Origin of the sequence: Kineococcus sp. NBC_00420 (genome assembly GCF_036021035.1) — a bacterium.
In the GTDB taxonomy this organism is placed as follows: Bacteria; Actinomycetota; Actinomycetes; order Actinomycetales; family Kineococcaceae; genus Kineococcus.
Map to the genome: position 1 here is coordinate 433,813 of NZ_CP107930.1, position 15,293 is coordinate 449,105.

A 15,293-nucleotide genomic window follows, 5' to 3' on the forward strand; every position below is an offset into this window, starting at 1 on the left:
CTTCACACATGTGTCAGGAGAGCCGGAAAAGCACACGAGCTCTTGGAGAAACTCTCCGAGAGCACGGGTACGCCCGAGCCGCCGAAGCGGTGATCAACCCCGCCATCGACGACCTCGCCAGCCATCTCGCGGGCCGTCTCGGTGGAGTGCGACGCGCATGCGCACTGCTGGGTCGGGCCCGCGCCTCGCACTACCGAACCCGCCGATCACCGCGCCTGGGACCGGCCCGGCGACGTCCCCGACCGGCCAGTGCGCTGAGCGCGGTCGAGGAGCAGCAGGTAGTTGATTTGGTGACTTGCGAGCGATTCGTGGATAAGTCCGTCGCGCAGATTTGGGCGATGCTGCTGGACGAGGGCACCTACCTGTGCTCGCAATCCACGATTCATCGCCTGCTGCGGCGCAATGGGTTGGCCGGTGACCGCCGCGCCCAGGCCACGCATTCAGCGAAGGTAAAACCCGAACTGGTCGCCGCCGGTGTTGGGCAGGTCTGGACCTGGGACATCACCAAACTCCGCGGCCCGGCCCGGGGCGTCTACTACGAGTTGTACGTCGTCATCGACATCTACTCACGCTTCGTCGTCGCCTGGCGGGTGGAGACTCGAGAAGACGCAGGTCTGGCCCAGGACATGCTCGAGCAGGCCATGGGGCGCCACCAGATTCCCGACGTCGTCCACGCTGACCGGGGCACGTCGATGACTTCCAAGCCCGTCGCTCAGTTGTTGGTCGATCTGGGTGTCACGCGGTCGCATTCGCGGCCGCAGGTGTCGAACGACAATCCGTACAGCGAGGCGCAGTTCAAGACGTTGAAGTACGCCCCGGCCTTCCCAGACCGATTCAGGACGCTCGAGCACGCGCGGGAGTTCTGCGAACAGTTCTTCAAGCACTACAACTACGTCCACCGCCACTCCGGGATCGGCCTGCACACCCCGGCCTCGGTGCACTACGGGACCGCCAGGCAGATCCAAGCCGCCCGCCAGATCACCCTGGACGCGGCCTACGCCGCGCACCCTGAACGGTTCGGCGCCCGCCACCCGAAACCGCCGGCCTTGCCAAGTGCGGCGTGGATCAACGAACCCAGCCGAGAGGCTCAGATACAGAGCGCGTAGACAGCCCGTGTCTCACCGAGCTTGACGGGTTCCGCTGCGCGCGGACGTCGACACCGAGTCCACGCTCGACACGGGTACCGCGCTCACGGCATAGTCCGAAACTCAGCGCTTCACGCGCGAGGAGTTACACCACTCCGCGGGACGTCATCCGACTTGCAGGTAACAACGTCGGTGGAGGTGCGGGTGGTGGCGTTGTAAGGGGTGGTGCTGTGTGGTGTGGCTGTCGCAGGGCCCCCATCAGGACAGAATCAACGGGGAAGGTGTGTGAGGAACGAGGAGCCTGTAGCAGCTAGTCGCTCCGAGAAAACCTTAGTGTCGGCGGTGAAGCTGTTGCGCAGGGAAGCCGAAGGATCCGCTACCGACAAAGTCTCACGGTAAGCTCACTATCCATTTATGCAAGCAACCTCATAGCTGATTGGACCTTCTAGGCTGAATAGTGGGATACGACTCTGATCCTGACGGTCCCATAGAGTCAACAACCACTGGCCGTAGGTTTCTTCGCTCACGAGTTCCAGTGTCCAACCGTTTTGCGTCTCAAAGATTACATCGAACTCTAGTTCACGTTTGACGAACTGGACATACACTAGATCATCGTCTACGAGTGGCGCCACCGGTCGTTCTACAGAATCACCGCCTGCTGCATCAATGGCCGAACTTGGTGGCGTGAGACGCCACGACCCGTTTATGCGTAGTTGCCAGTCGCGACCTTGAAGGTAAGGCCCTGCCTCATCGACATTCGCGTGTTCGACATGCAGGGGGAGCAAATCCCGAATTTCCTTCAGTAAGTTACTCATTACTGCATCAATTCGATGTGAGTGCGCTCGTTGACGTATTGACGAGTTGCCGCCCCCCTAGGTGTCCCCCTGGGCGGATTGGGCGTCGTTCCGGTAAAGGGACTCACTCTTCCGCCGTTGCCATTTTCGAAAGAGGCGCGCAGTCCCGCGCCATTTTTCTGCGGATCCATGATGCGGATGCTACTGCCGTCAGGCAGCCGGTACCCGGCGCCCAGAGACTTAGTTGGATACGAGCTGAACCCTGGCGTTCCAGCATCCACTGCCCTCTGCAGACCACTTCCCAGCCGGGATGCGCTGGTCGGCACGACTACTCCGCTAGCGCTGGCGATGAAGTCGGCGCCGCCACAGTTGGTGTTGTGCACGAGGATGGGGGTGTTGCCGGCGTAGACGTAGAAGGTGTGGACGCCTTCGACGGTGAGGTTGTCCATGACCTCGGCGCCGATGAAAGAGCGGGTCGCGGCCAAGGTGACGGTGGCGCCGGTGTCGGTGCGCAACTGCTGCCCGACCAGCAACTGGGAGGCGTCCGTCCAGGTGCGCGTGGTGGCGTTGTAGAACTGGTGGTGCTGCGTGGTGTGCACCACCGCTTGGGTGCCGTCAGGTTGCGTGATGGTGAGGTCGGTGAACTCCGCGTCGTTGTTGACGTGGACCGCGGTCACCTCACGAGACGAGGTCTCCCCGATGGTGGGGTCGGTGGCGGTGACGATGTCACCGATTTCGATGTCACCGATGGGCTTGCGGGTCCCATCACCCATCAAGACGAGGGTGTCGGGAGTGAAACTATTACGCAGAACACAGCCCGCCAGGTTCCCCGTCTCACTGCTGGCTGCAACGTCCTCCCCGCCCCGCGCTCCCGCCCGGGCACCAGCTCGAGCACCGGTACTAGCTCCGGTCTTCACCACGCTGCCAGCACCGTCGGTGACGACGGCCGCGGCGATCTGCCCGGCGATGTTGCCGCCGGCGTAGGCGAAGGAGCCGGAGTCGACGTAGCAGGAGGCGCCGGGTGAGATCGCATCGCGGATGAGATTGCTCAACCCCCCGGAAGCGCCGTCACCGAAGCCAATGACGGCGGTGGTCGCCGTTCCGGTCCAGCCGGTGGTGAACACCATCTCGAGCTGATCGGCGGGGCCGGAAAGCAGCAGGCTGTTGTAGGCCTGACCGAGGCTGAACAGGCCCAGGGGGTCGCTGTTCTGCAGGGGATTGCCGGAGGCGTAGCCGTAGACGTCGCCGGTGAGGTTCTCCAGCGGGTCGCGGGTGAGGAACGCCGCGGTGAGCGGGTCGTAGTCGCGGGCCCGGAGGTAAACGAAGCCGGTGTCAAGGTCGGTGTACTCCCCGGCGTACCCGAACCGCGACAGTGTCCCGGTGCTGGTCTCACGGGCGCCGTAGGGGCCATAGGCGGCGCGGCCGGTGACGGTGCCGGCGGCGTTGGTGAGGGTGGTGACAGAGCCGGTGAGGTCGGTGTGCAGCCAGGTGATCGCGCCGCTGGAGCGGTTGATCTCCGCGATAGGGCTGGCGGTGGGGCCGTAGACGTAGTCCACGGTGGCGTCGGCGAGCATGAGCGGGAGCCCGCCGGTGGTGTCCCAGACGTACTTCTCGGTGGCTGTGGTGGTGGAGCCAGTAGCGGTGCGGGCACGAGCGACGCGCAGGCCGTCGCCGTTGTAGGTGTAGCCGACCTTCGCCGCAGGAAGAGTGGCGGTGGTGAGGCGGTCGGCGGCGTCGTAGACGTAGCTGCTGGTCGAGGCCGCCGTGGTGGAGGTGGCTGCGGTGGCGGCCGCAGTGCGGTTGCCGACGGTGGAGTAGGTGTAGCTGGTCTGCGGCCCGGCGCGGGGAACGCGGACGGTCAGCAGACCGGTAGCGGAGTACTGCAGGGTGTCCCCGGCCGGGGTGGCGGTGACGTTGCCGACCGGGTCGTAGGCGTACACCCCGCTAGGGGTAGCGGTGCTGGCGGGGGTTCCCGTGCCGGTGGCGGTGTTGGTGAGCTTCTCCAACTGCCCGCGGGCGTTGAACCCGTAGGAGCGGGAAGTGTCCACCCCACCCGAGGTGGTCTGGGCGGCGAGCTGGGCGGCGCCGTCGTAGGTGTAGCCGTACGTCGCCAACGCCGTGCCGGTCGCGGTGATCACCCCGGCGGTGGAGGTGGCGACCGGGGAGACCGTGATGCCGGTGAGCAGACCGGCCGCGTCGTAGCTGCGGAAGGCGCCGGTCTTGGCGTTGGTCAGCGACGCGATCTGCCCGTCGGCGGTATAGGCGAGCGAAGCGACCGCGGCCGTACCGGTGGGGGCGGTGCTGCCCGCGGCGGCCCCGGTGGGGATGGACACCTTGGTCATCTGCCCGGCGGCGTCGTAGGTGTAGGTGGCCTTGCGCAGGTCGGGGTAGGCGATGGAGGTCTGCTGGCCGAGCGCGTCGTAGGTGTAGGTGGTGGTGCCGGCCGGTGCGGCGGTGGTCACGATGTTGCCGGTCTTGTCGTAGGTGTAGCTGGTCGTGCCGCTGCCATCGACCATGCCGGTGCGCTGACCAGCTTTGTCGTAGGCGTAGGTGACATCCGGTGTGGTAGCCGTGTAATCGATCTTGGTGACGCGCCCCAGAGTGTCGTAGCTGTTGGTGGCTCCGGTCCCGGCGGCAGTAGTGACGGTGGCCAGTTCGTCCTCGAGGGTCCAGGCGTAGGTGGTCTTACCGGCCCCGGGGACGGTCGCGCTGATGCGGCGGTTGCCGTTGTCGTAGGTGTAGGCGCTGGTGCGGCCGGCGGCGTCGATGAAGCTGAGCTGGTTGCCGACCTTGTCGTAGGTCCAGGACTGGCGGGTGCCGTCAGCGGCCACGGTCGCCACCGTCCGTCCCAGCGCGTCGTAGTTCACGCTGGAGGTCCGCTTCAGCGCGTCGGTGGTGGCCGCGGGCCGCCCCACCGCGTCGTAGGCGTAGGTGGTGACCCGCTTGAGCGGGTCGCTCACGCTGGCCACGGTTCCATCAGGGTTGTAGCTGGTCGTGGTGGCCGCCATGGACGGCAACGTGACGGTGGTGCGCTGCCCGGCCTGGTCGTAGCTGAAGGTGGTGATCCGGTTCAGGGGGTCCTTGGTGCTGGTGACCTGCCCGGCGCCGTCGTAGGTCAGGGTAGTCGTCGAGGCGTTGGCGTCCTTGATCGTGGTGTTGCGCCCGGCGGCGTCGTAGCCGTAGGTGGCGACCTTGCCCAGGGCGTCGGTCGCGGTGAGTACTTCCCCGGTCAGGGAGTAGGTGATGGTGTCGACCCGGCCCAGGGCGTCGGTGCGGGAGGTGAGGTACCCGTCGCCGTTGTAGGTGTAGCTGGTGATGCCGCCGTCGGCGGCGGTGACCTTCACCGGCCGGCCGGCAGCATCCAAAGTGGTGGTGCTGACGCGGCCGGTGGGGCTAGTCGTGCCGGTCATCCGGCCGGCGCCGTCGTAGGCGTAGGCGGTGACGGCGCCGGTGGGTGCGCTGACCTGGGCCAGGTCCCCGGCGCCGGTGTAGGCGAAGGTGGTTTTCGCACCCAGAGCTTCGGTACTGGTGGCCAGGGTCCCATCAGGGTTGTAGGTGTTGGTGGTGACCGCCCCGGTGGGGTCGGTGCTGGTCAGCGGGTTGCTGGTGGCGTCGTAGGTCAACGTGGTGGTCTTGCCGGCGGCGTCGGTACTGGAGGTCAGATTGGCCAGGGCGTCGTAGGTGTAGCTGGTGGTCTTCCCCGACGGGTCGCTGCGGCGGATGACGTTGCCGTTGACGTCATCAGCGCTGGAAGTGATGCGTCCCAGCGGGTCGGTAACCGTGGCGAGGTTCAACGCCGCGGTGTAGGTGTAGCGCCAGGTGGCTTCCACCGCGGTGCCTGCCGCCACGGTCTTGGCGCTCAACATGGCGTCGGTGTAGGTCTCCACCGTCTTGATGCCGTTGGCGTCGGTGATCGTGGTGCTTCCATCGCTGACAGCCCCGCCCGTTCCGCCAGCAGTACCCGTTCCGCCAGTACCCGTTCCGCCAGCGGTGCTGTAGGCGAACGTCGTGGCCCGGGTCTGGGTGGCCGAAACCGTCTGGGTCTGCTGGGTGACCCGCCCGGAACTGTCATAGGTATTGGTCGTCACCAACCCGGCCGGGCTGGTCATGGACGTCAACCGGTGGGCGCTGTCGTAGGCGTAGCTGGTGATCGCGCCGTCAGCAGCGGTGACCGAGGTCAGGTCCCCGGCGCTGCTGTAGGCGTAGGAGACACCGCGACCGGCGGCGTCGCTGACCTTGGTGATCCGGGTGCCGGTGTAGGTGAAGGTGAAGGTGCGCCCCGAGGCCGCGGTGACCTTCTGCAGGACCCCGGCGGTGTCGTAGCTGGGGGTGATGGTGTTGGCGTGGGGGTCGGTGATCGAGATCAACCGGCCCTCAGCGCTGAACTTCATCGTGGTCTGCTGACGGCGGATGAAGGTGTAGGTGCCGTCGCTGTTGCGGGTCAGGCTGGCCAGGGTGCGTCGAGGAGCGATGAACCCGCCGCGGCCGTCGCGGGCGAAGGTGAGCACCGCGCCGGTCTCCTGGATGACGTCGACCAGTGAGGCGCTGGCCAGGGTGGCAGCGGTTCCTGCTCCAGGGTTGGCCGGGTTGGCAGTGTTGGTAGCGTTGGTGGCGTTGGTGTTGATCCGCAGGCCGATGTTGAGGTTGTCGTTCCAGCCATAGCCGAAACGCCCGTCCTGGGCGGCACGGTTGGTGGAATACGTCCGGGCCGCGCTCAACGGCAGGCCGCGCCCGATCACGCTCAGGTCGGTCGCGCCGAGGAAGAACTCACCGGTGGCGGTGTTGATCGGGTCCGCCGCACAGGACTGGGTGCAGTTCTGGGCGGGGTTGCCGCCGGTGGTCTCCCCCGGCTCGGTGGGGCCGACTGGGCCGGTCGGGCCGACGCCTGCGGGTCGCTCATCCACCCACTTGTCCGGCATCCAGAAGAAGCTCGGGTCGCTCATGACCATCGCAGCCCACCCGGTACCGCCGACCGCCGGCCAGGCGTGGAACTCGTACGGCAGGGACGCCGCGCCGCGGGTCACCTGTAGGTATCCACCGCGAGGATCGGCGTCCTGCAGACGCTGCATGGACTGCAAGTCCGCCGTGATGTCCTGCCCCAGTCGCAGCCGCAGCAGCAGCTGACCCCAGGTCCCTTCGGCCCAGACGGTGGCGGGCGCACCGGCGTAGTTCCCGGTGGTTTCCAGATAGGGCCGGTAGCCGTCGATGGGCCCGGCACTGGAGTAGGTCTGGTTGTAGCACTCCGCCTGCGAGCACTTCTCGATCGTGGCGTCCTCCACGCGGAACTGCTCACTGAAGGCGAGGGAATCACGGGCCATGTCCTCGCGACCGATGGCGCTCAGGAACAGCCCACCCCAGCTGCCGGCGTCCAGCGCCTTGGCCGGGTCGTCGATGCCCTGGTTGAAGCGCTTCTCGGTGGGGTTCCAGAACTTGGTGAGCAACGCCTGCTTGACCCGTTCGGCAGCATCGAGGTAGCGCTGCTCGCCCGTGGTGTAGCCGATGTCGCGCAGTACGAAGTAGGAGTCGATGTTGTGCTCGGTACCGGCGAAGCCGACGTAGCCCTCGATGAAGTCGTAGTTCTCGTCGTAGCGACCCCAGCCGCCGCGGATGGCTCCGTACTTCGGGTCGGCAGGGTCGCTGACCTGCAGGGTGAGGAGGTAGTCCGCGGTGCGCTGGGCGAGGTAGCGAAAGGCTGGGTCCCCGGTGCGCTGCTCGTAGGCCAAAGCGGCGGTGGCGACCCAGGCGAGGGCTCCGGTGCGGACGTACACCTCATAGATCTGGCCGCGATAGACATCAGCGGAGAAGGGAAGAGACCCATCGGGCTGCTGCACCTGCGACAGGTTCGCCAGGACCGCCCGGGCCCGCTCCGGCTGGTCGTTGGACAGGAACGCCAGTACAGCGACGGCGTCGTCATACATCCAGCTGCGCTGCTCCAGACGGTAGCCGGTGCGCTGGGTGGCATCCCCTTCGTAGCCGTAGGCGGGGTCGTCGAAGGGGATGGTGAAGGAGCGGACCAGACCCTGGTAGCTGGTGTCCGCGGCCCACTCGGTGGAGCTGATGGTCCGTTTCGTCGACTTCTTGACCAGTCGGGCGATGACGAAGGCGCCGTTGGTGGGGCGGGGGAAGCGGGTGATCCAGGTGCCGTCGGGGCTGAGCGCGACGGTGTCCTGCAGGTAGTCGATGTCGGTGCGGTAGAACACCTGGACCTCGACGGCGTCCAACGACTCAGCAGGAAGGTTGGAGTCGCTGGCCGCCACGTAGGCCACTCGCTGCGGCCACGCGGGTTCCACCGCACCGCGAAGGACCACCCGGGCGATCTTGGCTCCCAGGTTGACCGAGACAGCCCCACTGGACCACGTTCCGTCCGCGTTCAGCGCGAAGCCCTGAGTGCCTTGGCGGTATTCGATGTCGCCCTCGGGGTGGGCGTAGACCCGGACTTCGTAGCGCTCCGGGGAGGTGACGTTGGCCCAGCGACCGTTGACGGGGCCGGTGTAACTCGCGGGGTAATTCTGGGTGAAACTGATCCACGGGTTCTTCGTCAAGGTTCGGGGGAGCTGGTCGATGTCGGCGATGTGCCCGCTGATCGGCCCCACGTAGTTGGAGCCCTGGTAGTTGGCGTCGAAGGTCATGCGGAAGCCCTGGGACTGCTCCTGCTGGCCGCTGAGCCAGGTCGCGGCTTTGCTGCGGTGCGCGGCCATTCCATCGGGGCTACTGACCGAGGCCACGTTCGAGGGGGCGCTGCTGAGACCTGCGGCATCGACGGCGACGATGCGGTAGAACAGCGTTTTGCCCGCTGTGGCCGCGTCGTCGACGAAGCGTGGCTGGCTCACGCGCCGCAGCACCGTTGCCGAGCTGGGGGTGAAGGCCGCCGTGCTCCCTCGGTGCACCAGGTAGGACCTGGCCGCGGGATCCGCGGTCCAGGTGAGGTTCACGGCGAGGCCCATGGAGTGGGAGGCGGCGACGACGTTGGTGGGGGTAGCAACAGCAGCTTGCGCCTGGCTGGTCACCTGACCTTGCGCCGTGGCGCCAGCAGCAGGAGCAGAAACCGGAACAGGGGCAGCGGCGGCGCTCGAGGAGGTCCAGGTCATCGTTCCCGCCATCAGCGCCGTGAGCAGCACTCCGACGAGGGAGCTGGACCCAGCTCCCTCGCCAGCTCGATAGCTCGCGCAGCCCCGGGGCTGGCCCTGACGCAGCACCTCGCTCGGCACGCGCTGTGGTGGCGCCGGTGACGTTGAGGCCGGGTGTGCTCACAGCTCGCCCCTGCGGGTGAGGCGTGGGCCCAGCAGGCATCCCCTGCATCACACCGGCCAGGGCGGCGGCGAGAGCGGTGGTGGCGGCGGTCGCGGTCGCGGTGGCGGTGACCGCGCCCCCGACGAGCCCGCAGGCCCGCCAGCTGCGGATCGAACTGAACGCGTGACGAGCGTGCACAGCGACCTGCTTCCCGTTCAAGGGCTCGCCCAGGCTGTGGACATGTCAGCCTGATCAACCGAGCACGCACAGAGCGTAAGCACACCGTTGCGTTGCGTAGTAGTCTTCTGTGAAATTTCTAGCAACTCGATGAGCAATCTGCGAGGTCAGACGGCCGGAGCGTCGAGCTGAGGGGTGCTCGTGCGATCGCTGATGTCATACCGACCGACCGCAGGGTGGGTGCAGGGTGGTACTGACCGACTACTCAGCCTCGTTGGCGCCGCGCAACGCGTACAGGCCAACGTCCCGCCCGTAACGTCGGATCGTGCTTCCGTCGCTGCACCTCATCGCCACGCTGTCTGGGGACGACCTCCTCCTCACCACCATCGCTGACGGCCGCAAGCACAGCCCGGTGCCACCACGGATACGTGCACGGGTACGTGCGCGGACCACCCCGTGGTGCTATGGGCCCACCGCGGACATCACCCAGGCTTGACCGCCCCTGCTGGCGCGGACACGGCTGCGTGTCGTCGGTGTCAGGAGCATCACGGGCGGCCCCCGCGGACCCGCGCCGCACCAGACCCCGCCCTGCGGTGGCCGCTGCCCAGCGGCGGGTGCTCCCACGCGTGAACGAGCACCCCGACGCCGGCGAGCGCCAGGGTCGTCTCATGTCCCCCCATACCGTCCGCGTTGCCGCCGGTGAGCTTCGTGTGCCGCTGTCTCGAGCGCAGCTGCTGGCCCTGGTCGACGACGCGGATGCTGTCGCTCACCTCGAGGCGTACTTCACCCAGCGCACCAGCACCGGAGCACCGGCTTGGACCGGGGCCCGCTTCGAGGCCCTCGCCGGCGGTGGGGATCGCCCGGAGACCGCCGATCGCCTGCACGGTGACGACATCGTTGCCGTCACCTTGCTCAGTGTCAGCGTTCCCCGTGATGTCGTCCTGCCGCTGCTGGAGGGCGACCTCGGTAAGCAGATCGCGCTGCTGCTGGCGAGGGTGCCGCGCCAGGCCGCCATCACCGATTCCGACGCGGCCGCGCACCTGGGGGAAGGTCAGGCGCTGTGGCAGGCGTGGGATTTGCTGAACGCTCAGCGCGGAATCAAGTGGGTCACGGCCAGCAAGCTGCTGGCGCGTAAGCGCCCCGCACTGGTGCCGGTCTACGACCGCGTGGTGCGCTGCGCCTTCGGCCACCCTGCGCACCCGTGGGAGTGGCTGGTCGTCCACTTCGCCGACCACGACGCCGATCTGGCGGGGCGGCTGGCGGCGGTGCGCGAGCAAGCCGGCGTGGACGCTGGAGTCAGCGTGCTGCGTGTCCTGGACGTCATCGTGTGGATGCGCCATCACCCTGAGCACCTTGCCACCGGGTGCCCCGGCGTGCCGACCTCGGTGCGCGGCCTTGAGCGTTCCTGATCGTGGGTGCCGGCAGGAGGTCACGGTCGTCAGGGGCGTACCAGTGCTTCACCCGCTGCTTCGCACTGCTATTCCATCTCGTACAGGGCAGATCGCCGTCGCTGGCCAGTGGGGTCCACTTCTCGCGCAGGCGGTCCTGCAGTGCGCTGCGCACGGTGTTCCGATCGAAGGCCAGTCAGCGGTACAGGACGGGGTAGGGGTACGGGTCGTCCCAATCGCAGTGTTCGCCGATCACGTCATCCAGGGCACGCCGGCGGCTGGAGTTCGGGCCTGGTGCCCAAGCGCCGGCCCTCCCTGGCTGGCTGCTGCTAGTCACTCAAGCCGCGCACCAGCGGGGTCGACGTCCTCATCACCACCCATCCAGCTGTCCATCCGGTCATTGTCTCGGCTGTCTGCCGGGCCCTTCATGAAGGAGCCGCCCATGAGCGTCATGTCCCGCAGTGACGTGCGCAGCGCTGTGGTGATGAGCGAACTGCAGGGCCAGCGTCCCCGCCGACGAGACCTGACCAGGCTGAGTCAGCTCCTGGCGACGGAGGAGCGGGTGCAGCGACTGGGCGTTGGCGTGGTCGGGGTCGGACTGGGACGCGGGCGGGGACTGCTGGTCATCACTGACCATCGCGTCCTGCTCATCCGGCAGGGGTGGATCTTCCAGACGCTGGAGGTGATGGACAGGTCCAAGATCACCAGTGCGCAGTGGAACGGCAGTGTGCTGACCGGCACTTTGCTCATCAACGCTTCCGGACGGGTGCTGACGATTCCCGGCGTGTTGGCTGGCAACGGCCAACAGCTGACTTCCTACCTGTGCAGGTAGGCTCATGCCCTTGGCCAGCGCGAGGTAGGTCCTTGATCCAATCAGGCGTCGTGACATTGCCCTTCAGCCCGCCGGCTCGGGAGACCCAGGTATTAGGCGCCCCGCAGCGTCAGCCCGCCCTGTCCTCACCGGGGTTTGGACACGGCAGCTGTTGCCAATCCGTGCGACAGACCCGCCGGTCAGGGCATGTACAGCTGCGTCAGGCGGGTGACCTGACCGCCGTGGGTCTCGATCTCCCAGTACGGAGATGACACAGCCCCGCCAGGGACGTTCTCGGAAGCCAGCTGCGCCGGGTCCACCGGGCGCAGCACGAGATCCTCATCAAAGGCCTGGACATCGACCGGCGATGCGAGCGGCGCGGCCCGCAGCATGGGGTTGTCGTTGCGGATGAAAACGTCTTCGCACATGCCGGCTGCCTGCGCGTCGGGATCCTGCGCCGCGCACGCCTGCTGAGCCTGCTCACCTTCCAAATAGTCGATGACGTCGACCACGACGCCACCGGGCCCAGTACCCCCCGCCCCGCTGGTGCTCGTCCCGCGCACGATGCCGTAGGAGACCCCTTCGGCCAGCGCCTCCCGCGACAGCTGCACCGCCGGCGCCTGCCCAGACCCATCCCCCGACGCCGGGTCCACCTCGTTCACGATGGAGATGTTCTCCACCGGCTCAAAACGGTCTTTGGACCACTGGTACTTCAGCTGCGCCCAGTGCCCAGCGCAGCAGTTGGCATCGCTCTCCCCCACGTAAGGCCCGGCGATGGTCACCTCGCGTTGTCCGGGGACCAAGGCGGCGTCGCGGAAGTGCAGGTCGTTGCTGACCAGGACCGGGCGGGGCTCGCCCGCGGTGGTGTCCCAGACGGTGAAGACCTGCGGCCAGGAGCTGGTCCACGCCGGGCACTGCACCACCGCGATGGTCTCCGGCGCGCCGTCGCCGGTGACGTCGGCCTCGGAGAGCGCGGGCTGCACCTCATCCCAGCCTTGGCCGCCGCCGGTCCTGTCTACCCACTCATCGCGCGGTGTGCAGTTGGCGACCGAGAAGGTCAGCGCCTTCCAGTCGACGGGCGCCCTCGACGTGTCGGCTGCCGCGTCGAGTGAGGCGATCGAGGAGGAGTTGTCCGTTGATGACCCTGAAGGTGACCCCGCCGATGGCGCCTCCTGCTGCCCAGCACCGCCATTCCCGGCGCTGCAGCCAACGAGGACGAAAGTGAGCGCTGCTGCGCCCGCGGCGGGAAGACTCCATCGCATGATCACGTAACGGGAGGCTAGTGCCCCCAGACGCCGGCGCGGGGTGACGCGCACACGGGGCGACACCCGCGCGATCGCGGCGGGGCTGTACCGCGCCCGCTGACCACCATTCGCGAGCGCCCGGCTTTCGCTCTGCTCCACTCATCCAGCGCCCGTCTCCCTCTCGGAGGCGGGCGCTGCTGCGTTTCCCATCACGACGGCCTGAGCCTTTGCGAGGTCGCACCCACCCCGAGCACCGAGCCCATCCGCCAGGCCCATCCGCCAGGCCCATCAGCCGAGGAGCAGGCGGTCGGCAGCCCTGTCTTCGCCGTAGAAAGGTCATGGCCCTTCTTCCCCGTGGCTCAGCCCGGTCTCAGCCCTGCCCATCGACACCGTCGATCCGTCACCGCGGGTTCGAGCAGCCCAGGACGGCAACTCGATGGGGTCGACGACGACGACTTCCTCGCGAGTCCGCATGCGGTCGCCTCCCCCGGTCTGCCCCCTCGCCGTCTCAGCGCGCCGCGACCTGGAGGACCTGATCCGCGCGCAGGGCGCGACGCAAACCCACCGGCTGCTGCACGGTCCGCCCTGACTCCTTCGGGAGTGCGCTGGGCGACCGCTTCATCACCATCCCCAGCGCTCGGCGGGACCGGTCTTCCGTTTCCGGTGCCCACCGCACGACGCATGACCTGACCGGCCACTCCGCCGGCGAGACCACCTGACCCACGAAGGGCCCGCCTCATGCACCTCCTGACCCACCCTGCAGCGCTCACCCTCTACACCGTCGTCGGGGCCATCGCCTTCGCCGTCGTCGCCGCGGCCTTCCTGCGCCGGGACCAGCCCGGTCCCACCAGTACCCCGGGCGCAGCCGCCAGTCCCACCCGGGGTGCGAACCCGACCGTGAAGCTGGTCGTGCAGTTCCTGGCGCTGTCCACGCTGCCGGTCATGGTGGTGGGCCTGGTCCTGGTGTCCTGGGGAGTGTTCAGCGGGGCCCTCCCCTTGCCCGACGCCCTGGCCTGGTTGGACGGCTTCGCCCGCACCGGATGGGAGGGCATCGCCGGGGTGGTCGAGCACCTGGCGCACCTGGTGTGTGAGGGTGGCGGCAGGACGCTCGTCCAGCAGCCACCTCCGGCCCTACCGCCCCGCTGCTGTACCCCGGGCCCACCACCCGGGGACAGCGCGGTAGGTGCACGCAACAGGTGTACGCCCGCCAGGAACCCGCCCGCTCAGAACACCGTGACGTTGTCCTGCACGATGTCCGGCGACACCCCGTCCAGGTAAATTCGGCTGGCGATCTCCCCCGTGAGCCACCCCAGCGGGTCGTTGCCTTCCCCCTTGGCCCGGGTCAGTACCGAGGACACCGCATACCCGCCGCGAGCGCCGACCTCCACGACGCGCCCGTCGGCCAAGGTCATGTTGAAGCGGACGTTGCGTCGCCCGCCGCGTTGCCCGCGGGCGGCGGCGCGCAGGCGGTCCATCAGTCGCTCTCGGGCGGCTTCGCGGTCCTTGCCGTTGGAGCGGGGGGCGGTGATGCTGTGCTGGCGCACCCTGCCGAGCAGGTAGGTCATCTCCTCGTTGAAGCCTCCACGTCGCCCGCCGGCAGCGGGAGCGCCACCAGAGGTGCCCGGCGCGGCAGGACCTGCGGGCCCAGCCGGTCGGCGCCTACCCGTTCCCACCGCAACCTCACCAGCTCCTCCGGAGGGCGGGTGCGTTCAGCAGTTCCCCGTCCCGCACGCACCGGCACCACCCGGCCCTGCGCGTCACGACGACGTGCTGGGCGGGTCCGCGCCTGACCGGTATCGACCAGTTCCGCCAACGTCGTCATGTAGCTCGCGCCGCTGGACTCCCCCGCCACCACCTTGCGGACCATCCGCGGCGAGCAGCCCAGCGGCGGCCCGTGCTGGTGTTGTCGCACCTGATGAGCGAGCTGGCGCTGACGCGGAACCCACCTCATCATCTTCGTCCGGGACCAGCTGCTGACCGACGAGCCGCTGCAGTCGTTCAGGGACTGGAGCCGTCCCGCGCGGTGGACTGATCCGCTCCCGCACCGTCGAACAGCTCGACTTGCTGCCCCAGGCTGTTCGGAGACGAATCGGCCCACCAGTTCGGGTGCCCATGAGGGTGGGCAGACGGGACGTCCACCAAGCCGCCGGCGGCGCCCACTGTCTACCCCTAGCACGGCACCTAGTGCCAAGGGTCTGCCCCGATTTCGGTTGACTCCGTGACGTACCCCACCTCTGGGTACTTCAGACCCTGTGAAGATCGAGTCCTTCCTGAAAGGCTTTGATCATGCCCAGATTGTTCCTCGCCGAGTTCCGAGCCAGGGCCGTGGCTACGGTTCAGGCCGGCGAGCCCGTGACGACCGAAGCCGTCGAGCTCGGCATCAGCGCGGACGCGCAGCACGAGTGGCCAAGCCCCGCGGCGTTCGGTATCCCGGTCAGAGGACCGGGAGTAGGCCCGCTCCCGTCGCCAGTGAGGCTCATGACTCGCCGATGGCCGTCATCGACACCTTCGACGACCCGATGCAGGCCTGGACGCGACATCACGCGACGAACGTCGTGCGCCGC

8 protein-coding genes are annotated in these 15,293 nt (G+C 67.8%); 4 read left to right on the forward strand and 4 right to left on the reverse strand.

Annotation, left to right across the window (positions count from 1 at the left end; genetic code table 11):
- The first annotated feature begins 8 nt into the window (after positions 1–8).
- On the forward strand, positions 9–1,106 hold the full coding sequence (locus OG218_RS02125; RefSeq protein WP_328291551.1) for an IS3 family transposase: 1,098 nt from the start codon (positions 9–11) through the stop codon (positions 1,104–1,106).
- Positions 1,107–1,899: 793 nt separating this feature from the next.
- On the opposite strand, the gene OG218_RS02130 is transcribed toward OG218_RS02125, so the two are convergent.
- A complete protein-coding gene (locus tag OG218_RS02130) occupies positions 1,900–8,886 on the reverse strand; it encodes an RHS repeat-associated core domain-containing protein (RefSeq protein WP_328291552.1) in 6,987 nt (2,328 codons plus the stop codon).
- Positions 8,887–9,912: 1,026 nt separating this feature from the next.
- Between OG218_RS02130 and OG218_RS02135 the strand changes: the two genes are divergently transcribed.
- The gene (locus tag OG218_RS02135) at positions 9,913–10,695 is read left to right on the forward strand and encodes a DUF6308 family protein (RefSeq protein WP_328291553.1); all 783 of its coding nucleotides are present in this window, start codon (positions 9,913–9,915) and stop codon (positions 10,693–10,695) included.
- Between the two features lie 421 nt (positions 10,696–11,116).
- Positions 11,117–11,506: a hypothetical protein gene (locus OG218_RS02140; RefSeq protein ID WP_328291554.1), complete on the forward strand. Its 390-nt coding sequence runs from the start codon at positions 11,117–11,119 to the stop codon at positions 11,504–11,506.
- Positions 11,507–11,685: 179 nt separating this feature from the next.
- Here the strand turns inward: OG218_RS02140 and OG218_RS02145 are convergent, their stop codons facing one another.
- A complete protein-coding gene (locus OG218_RS02145; protein WP_328291555.1) occupies positions 11,686–12,753 on the reverse strand; it encodes a hypothetical protein in 1,068 nt (355 codons plus the stop codon).
- A 714-nt stretch (positions 12,754–13,467) separates the two neighbouring features.
- Here OG218_RS02145 and OG218_RS02150 point away from each other — a divergent pair.
- Entirely contained in the window at positions 13,468–14,007 is a 540-nt protein-coding gene (locus OG218_RS02150) for a hypothetical protein (protein WP_328291556.1), read from the forward strand.
- Here OG218_RS02150 and OG218_RS02155 read toward each other — a convergent pair.
- Positions 13,953–14,294, reverse strand: coding sequence for a hypothetical protein (locus tag OG218_RS02155; RefSeq protein ID WP_328291557.1), 342 nt, complete (start codon positions 14,292–14,294; stop codon positions 13,953–13,955). The two genes, OG218_RS02150 and OG218_RS02155, sit on opposite strands and share 55 nt — an antisense overlap.
- Positions 14,291–14,641: a hypothetical protein gene (locus OG218_RS02160; protein WP_328291558.1), complete on the reverse strand. Its 351-nt coding sequence runs from the start codon at positions 14,639–14,641 to the stop codon at positions 14,291–14,293. The genes OG218_RS02155 and OG218_RS02160 overlap by 4 nt, the downstream gene beginning before the upstream one ends.
- Positions 14,642–15,293: the final 652 nt, after the last annotated feature.

Excerpts from the sequence above, each read along its gene's own strand:
- OG218_RS02125 (WP_328291551.1), top strand. The coding sequence starts at position 9 with ATGTGTCAGGAGAGCCGGAAAAGCACACGAGCTCTTGGAGAAACTCTC.
- OG218_RS02140 (WP_328291554.1), top strand. The coding sequence starts at position 11,117 with ATGAGCGTCATGTCCCGCAGTGACGTGCGCAGCGCTGTGGTGATGAGC.
- OG218_RS02150 (WP_328291556.1), top strand. The coding sequence starts at position 13,468 with ATGCACCTCCTGACCCACCCTGCAGCGCTCACCCTCTACACCGTCGTC.
- OG218_RS02155 (WP_328291557.1), bottom strand. The coding sequence starts at position 14,294 with ATGACCTACCTGCTCGGCAGGGTGCGCCAGCACAGCATCACCGCCCCC.